General features: G+C 49.5%; 14 protein-coding genes and 1 riboswitch. Of the genes, 10 read left to right on the forward strand and 4 right to left on the reverse strand.

The features are described 5' to 3' along the window. Window positions 1-293 precede the first annotated feature (293 nt). Window positions 294-389: riboswitch (TPP riboswitch) on the forward strand. A gap of 53 nt (window positions 390-442) precedes the next feature. Both Q4A89_RS08475 and pnuC read left to right on the forward strand, forming a co-directional pair. Then, window positions 443-2,638 carry a TonB-dependent receptor gene (locus Q4A89_RS08475; protein ID WP_303184888.1) on the forward strand — a complete coding sequence of 732 codons (2,196 nt, stop codon included), beginning with the start codon at window positions 443-445 and terminating at the stop codon, window positions 2,636-2,638. A gap of 72 nt (window positions 2,639-2,710) precedes the next feature. Next, the gene (gene pnuC / locus Q4A89_RS08480) at window positions 2,711-3,349 is read left to right on the forward strand and encodes a nicotinamide riboside transporter PnuC (RefSeq protein ID WP_303184889.1); all 639 of its coding nucleotides are present in this window, start codon (window positions 2,711-2,713) and stop codon (window positions 3,347-3,349) included. On the opposite strand, the gene Q4A89_RS08485 is transcribed toward pnuC, so the two are convergent. Continuing rightward, window positions 3,337-5,811, reverse strand: coding sequence for a bifunctional UDP-N-acetylmuramoyl-tripeptide:D-alanyl-D-alanine ligase/alanine racemase (locus Q4A89_RS08485; RefSeq protein ID WP_303184905.1), 2,475 nt, complete (start codon window positions 5,809-5,811; stop codon window positions 3,337-3,339). The two genes, pnuC and Q4A89_RS08485, sit on opposite strands and share 13 nt — an antisense overlap. A 2-nt stretch (window positions 5,812-5,813) precedes the next feature. Further along, window positions 5,814-6,806: a GSCFA domain-containing protein gene (locus Q4A89_RS08490; RefSeq protein ID WP_303184890.1), complete on the reverse strand. Its 993-nt coding sequence runs from the start codon at window positions 6,804-6,806 to the stop codon at window positions 5,814-5,816. 292 nt (window positions 6,807-7,098) lie between these two features. Here Q4A89_RS08490 and Q4A89_RS08495 point away from each other — a divergent pair, with 292 nt between their 5' ends. The 8 genes from Q4A89_RS08495 to Q4A89_RS08530 all read left to right on the forward strand — a co-directional run bounded on the left by Q4A89_RS08495 (window position 7,099) and on the right by Q4A89_RS08530 (window position 13,897). After that, a complete protein-coding gene (locus Q4A89_RS08495; RefSeq protein WP_303184892.1) occupies window positions 7,099-8,703 on the forward strand; it encodes a LysM peptidoglycan-binding domain-containing protein in 1,605 nt (534 codons plus the stop codon). Window positions 8,704-8,794: 91 nt separating this feature from the next. After that, window positions 8,795-9,343: a DUF1599 domain-containing protein gene (locus Q4A89_RS08500; RefSeq protein WP_303184893.1), complete on the forward strand. Its 549-nt coding sequence runs from the start codon at window positions 8,795-8,797 to the stop codon at window positions 9,341-9,343. After that, the gene (locus Q4A89_RS08505) at window positions 9,336-10,607 is read left to right on the forward strand and encodes a BT_3928 family protein (protein WP_303184894.1); all 1,272 of its coding nucleotides are present in this window, start codon (window positions 9,336-9,338) and stop codon (window positions 10,605-10,607) included. Before Q4A89_RS08500 ends, Q4A89_RS08505 begins: the two co-directional genes overlap by 8 nt. A gap of 12 nt (window positions 10,608-10,619) precedes the next feature. After that, the gene (gene tpiA / locus Q4A89_RS08510; protein WP_303184895.1) at window positions 10,620-11,381 is read left to right on the forward strand and encodes a triose-phosphate isomerase; all 762 of its coding nucleotides are present in this window, start codon (window positions 10,620-10,622) and stop codon (window positions 11,379-11,381) included. A gap of 39 nt (window positions 11,382-11,420) precedes the next feature. Then, window positions 11,421-11,897, forward strand: a complete 477-nt coding sequence (locus Q4A89_RS08515) for an SPOR domain-containing protein (protein WP_303184896.1) — start codon at window positions 11,421-11,423, stop codon at window positions 11,895-11,897. Window positions 11,898-11,910: 13 nt separating this feature from the next. Next, the gene (folE, locus tag Q4A89_RS08520; protein WP_303184897.1) at window positions 11,911-12,495 is read left to right on the forward strand and encodes a GTP cyclohydrolase I FolE; all 585 of its coding nucleotides are present in this window, start codon (window positions 11,911-11,913) and stop codon (window positions 12,493-12,495) included. 60 nt (window positions 12,496-12,555) lie between these two features. Further along, entirely contained in the window at window positions 12,556-13,170 is a 615-nt protein-coding gene (locus Q4A89_RS08525) for an L-threonylcarbamoyladenylate synthase (protein WP_303184898.1), read from the forward strand. Between the two features lie 178 nt (window positions 13,171-13,348). Further along, the gene (locus Q4A89_RS08530) at window positions 13,349-13,897 is read left to right on the forward strand and encodes a hypothetical protein (RefSeq protein WP_303184900.1); all 549 of its coding nucleotides are present in this window, start codon (window positions 13,349-13,351) and stop codon (window positions 13,895-13,897) included. A 152-nt stretch (window positions 13,898-14,049) separates the two neighbouring features. On the opposite strand, the gene Q4A89_RS08535 is transcribed toward Q4A89_RS08530, so the two are convergent. Both Q4A89_RS08535 and Q4A89_RS08540 read right to left on the reverse strand, forming a co-directional pair. Then, window positions 14,050-14,763 carry a DUF6261 family protein gene (locus Q4A89_RS08535; RefSeq protein WP_303184902.1) on the reverse strand — a complete coding sequence of 238 codons (714 nt, stop codon included), beginning with the start codon at window positions 14,761-14,763 and terminating at the stop codon, window positions 14,050-14,052. After that, the coding region (locus Q4A89_RS08540) for a hypothetical protein (RefSeq protein ID WP_303184903.1) at window positions 14,723-14,940 on the reverse strand (218 nt) is incomplete at its 5' end. The genes Q4A89_RS08535 and Q4A89_RS08540, both read right to left, overlap by 41 nt.

Raw genomic sequence — 14,940 nt, forward strand, 5'->3', positions numbered from 1 at the left:
CCAAGCCTTCTGCCGATGCACGGAAGTCTCCGCACGGTTCATTAAGATTTCCGACCACGGACGGAAGTCTTCGCGAAACTCGCCAAGCCTTCTGCCGATGCACGGAAGTCTCCGCACGGTTCATTAAGATTTCCGACAACGGGCGGAAGTCTCCGCAACTCATCAGGGATATTTCTCATTATCTTTGTCCGGTACCCCATTCCGTTCTCGATCGGATTTTGATGTGTTATCTCCGAAAAAAATCGGGTTAGATGAAAGTCATATCATAAAAATAATTACCTTTGCGCCCGAATATCATATAACAGGGGTGCCTTACTTTTACAGGCTGAGATCATACCCTTACACCTGATCCGGGTAATGCCGGCGTAGGAAGATGTAAGTTTTTTCATCTCTTTTTGGCTGTATGTTTCGTTGCGCCCCATTTTATTTAAATGAAAAGAAAATGAGGAAGATTTCTTATGGAATGGCCGGAATATTCTTGTCCGGCGTGTCGGCGATCGCGCAGGTGGTCGATTCGACGAGTGTGTATGAACTCAACGAGGTAGTTGTCTCGGCCGTGCAGGCACGCAAAGAGACACCGGTAGCGTTCCGGAATGTTTCGGCAGCAGAGCTGAAAGCCAACAATACCGGGCAGTCAATGCCTTATCTCTTTATGCAGACGCCTTCGGTCGTTGTTACTTCCGACGGTGGAAATGGCATAGGCTACGCATCCATGCGCGTGCGCGGTACGGATGCGAACCGTATCAACTTCACGGTAGACGGCGTGCCTGTCAACGACTCGGAAAGCCACGGCGTCTTCTGGGTGAATATGCCCGATTTCGCTTCGTCGGTCGAAAATATTCAGATTCAACGCGGGGCAGGAACCTCGACCAACGGTGCCGCCGCTTTCGGTGCGACGGTCCTGATGCAGACTCAACGTCCGTCGCTTAAACCGTACCTCGAAGTCGTTTCATCGGCCGGGAGTTTCGGAACATTTACGAATACTTTCCGCGGTGGTACGGGACTGCTTTGGGATCATTTCGTGTTCGATGCGCGTTATTCGAACGTGCAGACCGATGGTTATATCGAACGTGCCCGGGCGGATATGAATTCGTATTACGGCTCGGCTGCTTATTACAACGGCGGTACAATGATCAAGTTCCAGACTTTCGGAAGCAGCGAAATCACTTATCAGGCCTGGAACGGGGTCGATTCGGCCAAACTCAAAACAAACCGTCGCTATAACAGTTGCGGAGCTTATAAGGAGAACGGCGAAACAAAATTCTACGATAACCAGACGGATAACTATTGGCAGCATCATTATCACTTGCTGGCTACGCAACGGCTGAGCGACCAACTGAATCTGAACGTAACGTTGCATTATACCGATGGTAAGGGATATTACGAAGACTACAAGGCCGGTGCCAAGTACGCCTCGTACAAATTGGATAATTATGTAGACGCCAAGGGGAAGATTCATAAGAAAACCGACCTCGTGCGTCGCAAATGGTTGAGAAATGATTTCTACGGCGCCTTGTTCCGGATGAATTATACGTACGAACGGTTGCAGGCTTCTTTCGGCGCATCGGCCAACAATTATATCGGCGATCACTTCGGACGTGTGATGTGGGTTAAGACATCGGCCGGATTGCCGAAACCCAACCACGAATATTATCGCAACCGTGGGGAGAAACTCGACTATAACGCTTATGTGAAAGCTACGTATCGCTTCCTGCCTGCGTTGAGCGCCTATGCCGACTTGCAATATCGCGGCATTGATTACCAAATCAACGGAAGCGATGATAAGGCCGGCGATCATGTGCATGTAAAGAAAACGTTTTCGTTCTTCAACCCGAAAGCCGGTCTTTCGTTCGAACGAAACGGTCATCATGCCTACGCTTCGTTTGCCGTCGCGCATCGCGAGCCGAACCGTGATAACTTCACCGAGAACGGTCCTTCGGCACAGCCTACGTACGAAACACTTTACGATTACGAAGCCGGTTATGAGTACACGGGCAGCATCTTCCGTGCCGGTCTCAACTTGTATTATATGGATTACGACAATCAGCTAATCCTCACCGGTAAAATCAGTGAAATCGGTGAGCAGCTGACCTCGAATATCAAAGACAGCTACCGGATGGGAGCCGAGCTGAGTGGTGGCGTAAAGGTGACATCGTGGCTCGATTGGAACGGACACCTGACGCTGAGCAGCAATAAAATCCGCAATTTTACGGAGTATGTCGATACGTACGATGCAGACTGGAACGACTTGCCTCAAACTTCGAAAAATCTCGGTACGACCGATATCGCTTTCTCTCCGAACCTGACGTTCGGCAGCACCTTCGCCTTCCATTGGAAAGGCTTCTCGGCAGCATTCATGTCGTCCTACGTCGGTCGGCAGTATCTCGACAATACCTCGTCGCGTCTGCGTAGCTTAGACCCGTATTTTGTGAACGACCTGCGTATCGGATACACGTTCCGCCCCCGTTTCATGAAAGAGATCGGACTCGACTTGAATATCCGCAACCTCTTTAACGAAATGTATGAAACGAACGGCTGGACATACAGTTATATTCTCGATGGAAAACGTATGACAGACTCCGGATATTTCGCACAGGCCGGAACGAATATGATGGCACGTGTAACACTGAAATTTTAAGCGAAGAAGATACTTTTCCACCATCCGGATGTCGTATGGCTAAGAGCATAGAAACTTATTAAACGTAACAATATGGGATACGAACTGATGATTGAAATCGTCGCAGCCGCAATCATGCTGATCTACCTGTGGCTGGAATATAAAGCCAGCATCTGGCTGTGGCCGGTAGGGGTCGTCATCCCTCTTTTCTACATCTATATCTATTTTGTCAATAAGTTTTATGCCGACATGGGGATCAACATGTATTACCTCGTGGCAAGTGCTTACGGCTGGTTCCGGTGGTGGAAAAGCGAATCTCTTCTTAAACAGGAAGGCCTTCAGTCAGGCGAAACGGCGGTCTTGGGAGCAACCATACGGTTTACTCCCAAGCATTATTGGCCGAAACTGTTGGCTGTTTTCTGTGCGCTGTTCGCCCTGATCGCATGGGTGCTGATTCGGTTTACCGACAGCCCTGTGCCTTTCGGCGATGCGTTCACGACGGCACTCAGCATCGTAGCCATGTGGATGCTCGCGCAGAAATATATTGAACAATGGTGGTTCTGGCTTATCGTGAATGCCGTTTCCGCCATCCTGTATTTTTGGAAAGGAATGACCCCGACAGCCGTCACATACGTCGTTTATTCTATTGTTCCTGTCTTCGGCTACCGCCAATGGCAGAAGATGATGATTCCCGCTGCGACGGAAAGCTTGACGAACCGTTATTCGCGATAGTAAATTCTTTTGACGCGCGGCGAGATGGATGTTAGTATCTCGTAAGGAATCGTGTCCAGCTTGTCGGCAATTTCGGTCACCGGAAGTTGGGGGCCGAAGATAATCGCCGTATCACCTTCCTGCGCTTCAGCGTCCGTGACGTCGACCATGCAAATATCCATGCAGATATTTCCGACGATCGGGCAGCGCATCCCATTGATAACAACCTCTCCCACGCCGTTGCTCAGATGACGGTCCAGCCCGTCGGCATAGCCGATGGGGAGAATAGCGACCCGTAAATCGCGTTGGGCATATGTCTTGCGGCCGTATCCGATAGAATCGCCTGCCGGTACGTCGCGGATTTGCAGAATCGTAGTTTTGAGCGAACTGACAGGCTGTAACTTCTTCGCCTCAGTGACCGATGCACTGATGCCGTAAAGCGAGATACCCAGACGCACCATATCCATCTGATGGCCGGTGAAACGCTCGATACCGGCCGAATTGAGAATATGTTTGAGTACCGGATAGCCTAATCCTGCTTCCAACGCTTCGGCCGATTCCGTCAAAAGGCGTATTTGTTTACGCGTAAATTCATCGTGCTCGGACGAATCACTTCCGACCAGATGCGAAAAAACGGAACGCACGACGAGTGAGCTTTGTTGCTCCAGCCGTTGACAAATCTCCGGCACATCCGACGGACGGAAGCCTAATCGGTGCATGCCCGTATCAATTTTAATATGAATGGGGTAGGAGGTGATCCCCCGTCGTCCGGCTTCTTTCATCAGGGCGTCCAGCAGGCGGAAACTGTACACTTCCGGTTCCAGTTGACGCTCGAACAGAATATTGAAACTGCTGAATTCCGGGTCCATCACCATGATTGGAATGGAGATTCCTTCTTTGCGCAGAGCTTCGCCCTCGTCGGCTACCGCCACGGCCAGATAGTCGCAACGATGTTCCTGCAATGTTTTCGCCACCTCATACGAACCGGCACCATATCCAAAGGCTTTGACCATGCAAACCATTTTAGTGTCGCGATGCAGTTTCGAACGGAAATGGTTGAAATTATGCACTACGGCGTCCAAATTCACCTCGAGTACCGTTTCGTGCACTTTTTTCTCCAGAAGCTCCGTGATACGCTCGAAGTGGAAGGCACGTGAGCCTTTCAGCAGAATCAACTCGTCGCGGAAGGTCTTCATCGAAGGAGAATGAATAAATTCGTCGGTTGTCAGGTAGAATTCCTTTTCGCGCATCTCGAACGCAGAGCCGTACTCTTTCATGTCGCGCCCGATCCCGATAATGCGGTCTACTTTCTTACGCCGGAACAGTTCTGCTACTTTCTTGTATAATGATTTGGGGAGCATGCCCGATTGCAAGATGTCTGAAAGGATCACGGTTGTTTTCAGGTCTTTCTCCGCACGGCGGCTCTGCTGGAAATCGAGCGCAATATCGAGCGAATTAATATCGGAATTGTACGTGTCGTTAATCAGTTGACATCCGTTGATGCCTTCTTTTACTTCCAGCCGCATGGCCACCGGTTCGAGTCCGGCAAAAACCTCTCTGTTTCTGAGCGACGTCGGTTTCAGATACAGCATCAGGGCGATGCAGTGAATCACGTCTTCGATCGAAGCATCGTCGGTAAACGGTATTTCATACGTTTGTTCCAGATTCAGCATCACACAGTGTATTTCGGTCGAAGTCTGCTTTTTGTGTATTTTCTCAATGTATAACGGCGCATCCGAATCTTTTTGGCTCCAACCTACCGCCTTATGCGAGAGGCACGCCTTGTCGAGCGTGTGGGCGATAAACTCATCGTCGGCATTATAGATCACGATATCGCAATCGTTGAACAGCGATAACTTCTCCAGACACTTCTGGGTCGATGAGGCGAAATTCTCCTGATGCGCCTCTCCGATATTCGTGATCATGCCGATGGTCGGGCGAATGATGCGTTGCAGCTTCTCCATCTCGTCCGGCTGTGAGATACCCGCTTCGAAGATACCCAGTGTATGCTTATCGTCCATCTGCCACACCGAAAGCGGCACGCCGATTTGCGAGTTATAACTGCGTGGCGATCGGACAATGTTGAAGTCAGCATGAAGCAATTGATAAAGTAACTCCTTGACGATGGTTTTGCCGTTGCTGCCGGTAATGCCGATGACCGGTATCTCGAATTGCTTGCGATGATGCGCTGCCAGCATTTGCATAGCCGTCAGCACATGAGGTACGATCAGGAAGTTCGCATCAGGCATCATGCGTGTTTCCGGCGGTTCGTGATTCACGACGAAGCTTCTTACTCCCAGTCGATACAGTTCGGAGATATAGCGGTGTCCGTCGTTTGTCTGAGTTTTCAGGGCAAAAAACAAGGTAGACTCCGGGAACGACAACATTCGGCTGTCGATCAGCAGTCGATCGATCAGGCTGTCGTTCAGGGTGCGGTTTGTTGCGCCAATTATCTTGGCAATCTCTTGGATTTTATACTTCATCATTATCGGTCGGTTTGTAGTCGTTCTATATCTTTTCGTTCTTGTTCGAAACAAAGGTAGGGCATTTTCTCATTGAAGCGTTCTATTTTTAACAAAGTTTGTGTTAGGAATTGCTGATATGCCTCGCTTTTGGGATTAAACGGCCGATGATGGAGTGCCCGGCGGATTTCCTCTGCTTCATTTAGCAGACGACGCGTACGCTCATCCATGCACACTTCGACAAAACGCTCCCAGATATATTGGATGGCTGTTGGTGACGGATGGCACATATCGTCGGCATAGAACCGGTAGTCCCTCAACTCGTCCATCATCAGTTCGTAGGCGGGGAAATAAGCCGTCTGTTCCGGAAAACGTTGCTGTAATGCTTCGACAGCAAGGAGCAAGGTGGCTTTACTCAACTGGTTCTCGTGTGCTCCGTCTCGCCAATGTCGAATCGGACTGACGGTAAACAACCATTGCAGCGACGGATGTTCCTTCTGCAACTTCGCGATCAGTGGTTCCCATAGTGAAACGATTTCCTCGACCGAAAGGCGTGTCCGCTCGAAATGTTTTTCCGGAAGCTTGTGGCAGTTGGCCACCACGTTACTGGTTTCTTTTAACCGGTAGACGTAAGCCGTTCCAAACGTTACGACTATGCGGTCGGCCGACGATAACATGGCGGCGGACTGTCGCAGCCGTTCGTTTATCTGTCGCAGACATTCATCGGCCGATAAGGACGAAAAAGAGCTGTGATGAAAGAAACTGTGGTATAAGCCTTCATACTGAAACAGTTCGTCGCAAATAAACACCGTTTTGTCCAGCAATCGTTCGATAGTCATGGCTACCGAAGCAGGATTATAAAGTGTCCCGAAAGGATTGATATCCGTGCGAAACAGAGCCTCCGATAACCGGCTTCCGATCGATTCGGCAAAGCAGGAACCGAACATCATGATTCGGTGCTCATACGTAAAATGTATCGGAGAGCGCGGAAGATCAATTTTCGTATAGAGTATCATAGCATTTGTTTTTTTGATGTCGCTTTGTTCTGATTCATATACATTATATATATAGCATGCAAAGAAAAGGAATTCTTCAGCTAAATGCGAAATTTAGAACTCAATAAATGCAAGTTTCGAAATATGTTGTAAAACATATGGTTGTTTTATGTTGTTGATTTTTATTTGTTTGTTGTGTTTTAAAGTTGTGCTTTTCTTTGTTTATCATAGTTCTGAGGGAATTTTTTTTGGTCGGTCGATTGAAAATACGGACCTTTGGGCAATTTTTGTTGAAAAACGAAGCGAATAAACTATGACTATACTACGACATGTGACCATATTATGTGGTTTTGCCTTCTTTTCGACCGGCGTTTACGGACAATTTACTTGGAAGAAAAAGCCGCAAGAACAAACGGAGGAACGTCCTGCCGTATTGAAAGCGCCCGCGATAGAGCGGAAGGTTTCGGAGCTTATTGCCGATCGGGTGGATGTAACAAAGAAAAAGATCGTAACGGGTGAGTTGGAGCCGATTACGTTTACGACACAAGAAGAGCTACTCGAAGCTGAAAATCTCCTTTTCCCCGCCGATGAGTTATACCAATCCAGTTGGGATACGTGCTGGGTAAATCCTTTTCGTACCAGAGATATCACAATGCCGGATTCGTTCAGGATCGATTGTTCTACGTTCGTAATACCTGTTGATAACGAGCTTGTCGTAACCTCAAAATACGGCCCACGCCGTCGCCGGATGCACCGCGGAATCGATTTGAAAGTCCATGTTGGCGATACGATTCGCAGTGCATTCAGTGGTAAGGTGCGAATCAAAAGTTTCGAGCGTCGCGGGTACGGAAATTATCTGGTCATTCGCCATCCTAACGGTCTCGAAACGATTTACGGTCATTTGTCGAGATTTTTGGTTTCGGAAAATGAGATCGTCAAAGCCGGACAACCGATTGCGCTCGGTGGCAATACAGGTCGATCAACAGGCCCTCATCTACATTTTGAAACACGTTTCCTCGGCGAAGCCATTGACCCCAGCCACATCATTGACTTTGATAATGGAACTCCTCATCAAGACTTCTACGTCTTTTATAAAAACGCTCATCGCAGCCGCAACAATCTGTATACTTCAACCTCCGAACATATTGTTTATCATCGCGTAAAGAAAGGCGAATCATTAGGTTTAATTGCACGGAAGCATGGTCTTTCCGTTGCGGAATTATGCCGTTTGAACGGATTGAAGAAAAAATCCGTATTACGTGTCGGACAGACGCTCCGTTGCGGGAAAACATCGGCAAAGGTTTCGAAAAAAGCAACGCGGCTGGAACCGGCGCAACAAACGGTTGCTGCTGAAACAGTTGTTGCAAAGGAGGAAAAAGCTGTCTATCATTGTGTACAGCGGGGAGAGACCCTTTATTCGATTGCACGTCAACACGGCACTACCGTCGATGCGCTTTGCAAACTGAATAATATCCGATCGACGAGTTCGCTTCATGAAGGACAGGAGATTTGTTATCGTGCGGCTAAATCTGCAAAGGGAGCGGTTAAAAATGAACCGATAGCCGTACAAAAGGACGCAAACATGGCAAAACATGATGCTCTCGAGGATAACCTGCCCGAAGGAGACCAAATGATAGCGGATAATGCAGGACAGAAGGAGAATAACGACGTTACCGAAGAAAAACAGACGGTTGCTGGCGCAACGACGACTGCCGAGAAACCTGCTCAGGCGCGTGCGGCCGCTGTAAAAAAGACAACAACAGCTCGCAAAACGCCGGTTTATCATCGGGTGAGGAAAGGCGATACGTTAGGTGCTATCGCACGGCGTCACCGGGTAAGCGTGGAGCAACTGTGCAAATTGAACAACATACAAAAAACGACTGTTTTGAAGATCGGACGTTCGCTACGCTGTTCATGAAGAGATCGTAAACCGTTTAGGGCAATGTGCCAATTACCGATGATGCAATATCTTCCGTAATTGGCACGTTGACGTTATATAAAGCAGGCTTATGACAGATACAAAACAACAATTCGAAGCGGTAATCAAAGAGTGCAGGGATGTTTTTCAGGCCAAGTTGTCGGACTACAGTCCCTCGTGGCGTATCATGCGTCCCGAGTCGATTACCGATCAGCTTTTCATCAAGGCCAAGCGGATCCGGAGTCTTGAGATGAAGAAAGTGAGTAAGGTCGGCGAAGGCATCCGGCCCGAATTTATGGCGATTGTGAATTACGGCGTGATCGGGCTGATACAGCTTGAGCTGGGGGCTGTGGATACGTGTGATATCGACGCTCGCCGGGCACTGGAACTTTATGATGCGCACATGGAAGAAATTCAAACGTTGATGTATGCGAAGAATCACGATTATGACGAGGCGTGGCGGAGCATGCGCATCAGTTCGTACACCGATTTTATTCTCACGAAACTCAATCGTGTCAAGGAGATTGAAGACAACGACGGGAAGGTGATTGCTTCGGAAGGGATCGCATCCAATTATATGGATATGGTGAATTACGCCTTGTTCGGGTTGATTAAACTGACATTCGGAGAAGATGCCTAATCGCTTTGTCATAAAAACGATCGCGGAATGTTGTCGCGTCCTGCTGGGCGTAACGTTTATTTTTTCCGGCACGGTCAAGGCGATAGACCCGATGGGTACCGCCATCAAGATCGGAGAATACCTCGCCTCCTTCGGTTTGGGATACGGTGAGTGGCTTGAGTTGTTATTGTCGTTCAATATGATTGCCATCGAGTTTACGCTCGGAGTATGTATGTTGACGGCGGTCTACCGTAAACTGGCCGCACTCGGTGTGTTGATCTTCATGAGTTTCATGACTCCCCTCACACTTTATCTGGCCATCTTCAATCCCGTACCCGATTGCGGATGTTTCGGCGACGCATGGATCATAACGAACTGGCAGACATTTTACAAAAACCTCCTATTGCTTGCGGCATCCGTCTTTGCATGGATGTACTACAAGCGATTGACATCGTTCTATACGTACCGATCGTATTGGTTTGTGGGGCTTTTCGCGTACCTTTTCTGCCTCGGTTTCTGTTATTGGAACTACAACCATTTGCCGATTACCGATTTTCGTCCGTACAAAGTAGGAGCGAATATTCCGAAGCTGATGGAGATTCCGCCTGATGCGCCGCAAGATGAATACGTATTTATCTATGCGAAGAACGGACAAACGAAAGAATTTAAACTCGAAGAGGCTCCGGCCGGTGATTCCACGTGGACGTATGTCGATGCGCGACTCGTTAAGCAGGGATTCGTGCCGAAGGTCGCTTCCTTCGCACTGTTTAACGAGCAGGGAGAGAACGTAGTCGACGAGCTTTTTACCCGGCCGGGTATTGTCATGCTGCTCGTAGCTCCTCACATCGAAGAGGCAAGCGACGAACATATCGACGAAATAAACCATGCGTATGATTACGCTATGGAGCATAAGCTGGCTTTCTACGGGGTGACGGCATCGTCCGACGGGCACATTGTCGATTGGGTGAAGCATACGGGCGCCGATTATCCTTTCCTGACGGCCGACGAGGTGTTGCTCAAGACCATCATCCGATCGAATCCGGGGATGGTGCTCCTTCGCGAAGGTACGATTCTGGCCAAATGGCATCATAACGATATCCCCGGCGAAGAGGAACTCAATAAGGTGCTAAGCAGTTATGTAGAAGGTGATCGCCAAGAGAAACAAACGGAGAGGGAACGTTGGTTGACGGTAATTGCAGCTTTTGTATTACCTTTGCTGCTGGTTTGGATATACGATTATTTCCGAAACCGTAGATATCGAGGAATTAAGAATACATATAATTAACAGACTGAACAAATGAGAAAGAATATTGTAGCAGGGAACTGGAAGATGAACACCACCCTGCCCGAAGGATTGGCGCTGGCCAAAGGTTTGAATACTGCCCTGAAGGGAAAAACCGTACACTGCGATGTGATTGTAGGCGTACCGTTCACGCACTTGGCAAGTATCGTTTCGGCCATCGACACGATGAAGATCGGGGTGGCGGCAGAGAACTGCGCCGATAAGGAAAAGGGCGCTTTCACGGGCGAAGTGTCGGCCGCGATGGTGGCTTCGACCGGTGCAAAATACGTGATTCTCGGTCATTCGGAGCGTCGCGCGTATTATCACGAGACCCCTGAGATTCTGAAAGAGAAAGTGAAGTTGGCGCTGGCGAACAAGCTGACGCCGATTTTCTGCATCGGCGAAGTGCTGGAAGAGCGCGAAGCCGGCAAGCATTTCGAAGTCGTAGATGCGCAGGTTCGCGAATCGTTGTTCGACCTTTCGGCCGAAGATTTCGGCAAGCTGGTGCTGGCCTACGAGCCGGTATGGGCCATCGGAACGGGCAAAACGGCGACGGCCGAGCAGGCGCAGGAGATTCATGCACACATCCGCCGCACCATTGCGCAGCAATATGGTCAGGAGGTGGCCGACAGCACATCCATCCTGTATGGCGGAAGCTGCAATGCGGGCAACGCGAAAGAGCTGTTTGCCAACCCCGACGTAGACGGCGGATTGATTGGCGGAGCATCGCTCGAAGTCGAGAAATTCATGCCCATTATCGAGGCGTTTGAAGGATAACGGCATAAGTTCCCTGATTCGCTTTTAAACAAGGCTTTTATGAAACGTTATGTGTTTATACTGGGGCTTCTGTGCTGCGGCGGCAGTATGCTGACGGCACAGGACTCCATCGTCGATGCCCTGACGCGGAATGTTCCGGGTCGGGGCACGGTGACGATTCACCAGTCGCCGGCCATCCGCCAGATGATCGGGCGACCGGTGGCTTCGGATCGTATCGAAGAGGCGAACGGCCGCAAGTTCCTCCTCTCGGCCGGTTACCGCATTCAGATCTTCTCCGGTAACGATCAGCGCAGTTCGAAGGGAGAGGCGTTCGGCAAGGAGCAGCAGATTAAGAACCAGTTTTCGGACGTGCCGACGTATGTGTCGTACACGGCGCCTTTCTGGAGGCTCCGCGTGGGCGATTATGTTTCGTACGAAGAAGCCTACCGTATGATGCAAAAACTCGTCGGGGCTTTCCCCTCGTTCCGCAAAGAGATGTTTATCACGAAGGAAGAAATCCGTATTCCCGTTCGGTGAGTATGAAATGAGTATGAAAAAAGAGACGGAGGCATTGCTGGAAGTACGTCAGCAATTGAGCGAGCATTATCGCCGGATCATTGAACTGCTCGGCGAAGATACAGCCCGTGAGGGACTGAAGAAAACGCCCATGCGAGTGGCTAAGGCCATGCAGTTTCTGCTGAAGGGGTATGATGAAGACCCGGAAGCGGTGCTGGCTTCGGCCATGTTTGAGGAAGAAGATTACAAGCAGATGGTCATCGTCAAGGACATCGACTTTTTCTCCCTTTGCGAGCATCACATGCTGCCTTTCTTCGGCAAGGTACATGTGGCTTACATCCCGAATCATTACATCACGGGGCTGAGCAAGATTCCGCGTGTGGTCGATATTTTTGCGCATCGTTTGCAGATTCAGGAGCGTATGACGCTTCAGATTAAGGAATGTATTCAGAAGACGTTGAACCCGCTTGGTGTGATGGTCGTCATCGAGGCGCAGCACATGTGCATGCAGATGCGCGGCGTGGAAAAGCAGAATTCGCTGACGACGACGTCCGACTTCACCGGCTCGTTTCAGCAAGCCCGAACGCGCGAAGAATTTATGAACCTGATCAAAAAATAATGCTTCGTCCATCTGTGCGCGAAGCGTGTATGTTTTATACCTGAAATAACTTGTTTTTTTATGCTGCTGAAGATATATCCCGATCATCCGAATTGGAAAGAGATCGATAAGGTGGTAGATGTGTTGCGCGACGGCGGATTGGTAATTTATCCTACCGATACGCTCTACGCGATAGGCTGCGATGCGTTCAATGTACGCGCGGTATCAAAGATTTGCCGTATCAAGGGCGTCAATTTGCAGAAGAGTAACCTTTCGATTATCTGTTCCGATTTATCATCCGCCAGCCGGTACGCGCGCATCAGCGACAACGCTTTCAAACTGATGAAGCGTTGCCTGCCCGGTCCTTTTACGTTCGTCCTGCCTACGAGCGGCGAATTGCCGAAGATTTACAAGACTCGCAAGGAGGTAGGCATTCGCATCCCCGACAACCCGATTGTGCAAGAGCTGGCCGACGCGCTCGGCAATCCGTTGCTTTCGATGTCGGTCTATGATCGCGAGAGCGCCGACGAGCCGGAATACCTTACCGATCCCGAACTGATGGAGGAAAAATATGCCGGACAGGTAGACTTGGTGATCGACGGGGGCTACGGTCGCACCGAAGGATCGACCGTGATAGACTGTACGCGGCAATCCTGCTCCATCATCCGTCAGGGCAGAGGAATCATCGAACTTTGAGAGATTTAGAGGCGAAACTGTCTTCTAAAAAAAAGAAAGAAATTAATAAAAAAAGGTATTTTCGTGCCGGTCTGTAAGTGAAATTTGCACACTTCTTCTATTTTTGCGCCGGCGGATTCCGAAAAGCCATTCAGAAAACAGAGTAGGAGAAGTATAAAAACAAAACATTATTTGACAGATGAAAAAGATTTTATTCAGTACATTGTTTATTTTGGCCTGCTCGTTAGGAGCAGCAACGGCGCAGCTTCAGAAGGGTAGCGTGCTGGTAGGCGGTTCGATCGGAAATGTCGGTTTCGGACTGGGTAGCGGAAGTCATTTCAACATTAACCTGACGCCTCGCGCAGGATATTTTATTCAGGACAATCTGGCAATCGGTGCCAAGGTGGACGCGGGCTTTACCGGTCAAAGAGGCGGAAATACGACGTATAATTACGGCGTGAACGGCTTCGGACGTTATTATTTCGGGCCGAAAGAATTCGATACGCTGCTGAAGCAGGGACGCTGGTTCGCTGAAGCAGGTGCCGGATTGTCTGGTGTTGAGGGTGCCAATGTTGGTTTCAATATCAACTTCGGTCCGGGTTATGCGTATTTCCTCAACGAGTATGTGGCCGTAGAAGCGTTAGCGCTTTATAACGGACAATTCGGTGAGGGTAGCGTACACGGACTTTCGCTCAACGTGGGATTCCAGATTTACCTTCCGCTCTCGAAGATGAAGAAACTGAAGTAAGCAACATGCTTTAAGCAGGATGTATCCGCCGGCTCCGGCAAACGAAGGAGCCGGCGAATCCACAAAAACAAGGCAGGAGAAGAACATGAACGTTTCTTTTCCTGCCTTTCTTTTTACCCTGCCGTCGGGGAGCGGGGCGGTTACATGTCACGTCAGGTGGCGGACGTTTTTTTGGCTTTCGAAAGCACTTCCTGTTTGTAATGTTCGATTTCGGCATTCACGTAATCGATGAACGCGGCATAGTCCGTATCTCCTTCGATAAGCGCCAGCGCGTTGACCCTCTTCACCAGATCGCGGTAGACCTTGTCGCTTGCTTGGCGTGCTTCGCGCAGGGCTCCCAACGTCCGGCCGGCGCGCTCGTCCGTCCGTTCGTTCGTGAGCGAGCGTACTTTTTCGTTGGCGGCTCTCAGCTGTTCGACGAAAGGTTTGAGCGAAAGCAAATCGATCTGATCGGCGTATTTCGCTCCCAGATCGTCGATGAAATTGATCATCAACCCGGTCTGACGGTCGAGCTGCATCTGCGTTTTAATACCGTAATCTTTCATGTGTTGGAGCAGCACTTTGGCAGCTTGCGCGTGCTCGGGCACGGGGAAGTCGGCAAATCCTTTCACGCTTTTGCGGTAACCCGCGTAGAGACGGTCGCGCAACGAGTCGGCTTCGATGATTTCGTCGGTCAGAAGGCTTTTCTGAGTCAATTGCAGGCATTCGTCCTCATGAGCTGCGGCTTTTTGCAAGGCCTGCACCAGCGGAGTACATTTGTTAAACACGGTTACATCGGCCATAGAGCGAGTGGCCATATTCGTGATGTACAAAAAATGGGCGCCGTTATTCATTCTCGGCAAGCTGATTTCTTGAATTTCTTTCATAGCATATCGTATTAAGTGTATATATCTTGTTTTTTACAGTCTTTTCTTTTTTTTCATCGGTTTGCAGGTTGTTTTTTGCATCACGATAAATTATTTGATCGCAGAAACGCCGTTTCCGGCATTGCGATAAATGATTTGATCGCAGAAACGCCGTTTCCGGAGCTACAGCAAAACTTT

It is taken from the genome of Tannerella sp., from assembly GCF_030528505.1.
Taxonomy (GTDB): domain Bacteria; phylum Bacteroidota; class Bacteroidia; order Bacteroidales; family Tannerellaceae; genus Tannerella.

Bases quoted from the DNA above. Each gene is read 5' to 3' on its own strand.
- Q4A89_RS08475 (WP_303184888.1), top strand. From the start codon at position 443: ATGAGGAAGATTTCTTATGGAATGGCCGGAATATTCTTGTCCGGCGTG.
- pnuC (WP_303184889.1), top strand. From the start codon at position 2,711: ATGGGATACGAACTGATGATTGAAATCGTCGCAGCCGCAATCATGCTG.
- Q4A89_RS08485 (WP_303184905.1), bottom strand. From the start codon at position 5,811: ATGAAGTATAAAATCCAAGAGATTGCCAAGATAATTGGCGCAACAAAC.
- Q4A89_RS08490 (WP_303184890.1), bottom strand. From the start codon at position 6,806: ATGATACTCTATACGAAAATTGATCTTCCGCGCTCTCCGATACATTTT.
- Q4A89_RS08495 (WP_303184892.1), top strand. From the start codon at position 7,099: ATGACTATACTACGACATGTGACCATATTATGTGGTTTTGCCTTCTTT.
- Q4A89_RS08500 (WP_303184893.1), top strand. From the start codon at position 8,795: ATGACAGATACAAAACAACAATTCGAAGCGGTAATCAAAGAGTGCAGG.
- Q4A89_RS08505 (WP_303184894.1), top strand. From the start codon at position 9,336: ATGCCTAATCGCTTTGTCATAAAAACGATCGCGGAATGTTGTCGCGTC.
- tpiA (WP_303184895.1), top strand. From the start codon at position 10,620: ATGAGAAAGAATATTGTAGCAGGGAACTGGAAGATGAACACCACCCTG.
- Q4A89_RS08515 (WP_303184896.1), top strand. From the start codon at position 11,421: ATGAAACGTTATGTGTTTATACTGGGGCTTCTGTGCTGCGGCGGCAGT.
- folE (WP_303184897.1), top strand. From the start codon at position 11,911: ATGAAAAAAGAGACGGAGGCATTGCTGGAAGTACGTCAGCAATTGAGC.
- Q4A89_RS08525 (WP_303184898.1), top strand. From the start codon at position 12,556: ATGCTGCTGAAGATATATCCCGATCATCCGAATTGGAAAGAGATCGAT.
- Q4A89_RS08530 (WP_303184900.1), top strand. From the start codon at position 13,349: ATGAAAAAGATTTTATTCAGTACATTGTTTATTTTGGCCTGCTCGTTA.
- Q4A89_RS08535 (WP_303184902.1), bottom strand. From the start codon at position 14,763: ATGAAAGAAATTCAAGAAATCAGCTTGCCGAGAATGAATAACGGCGCC.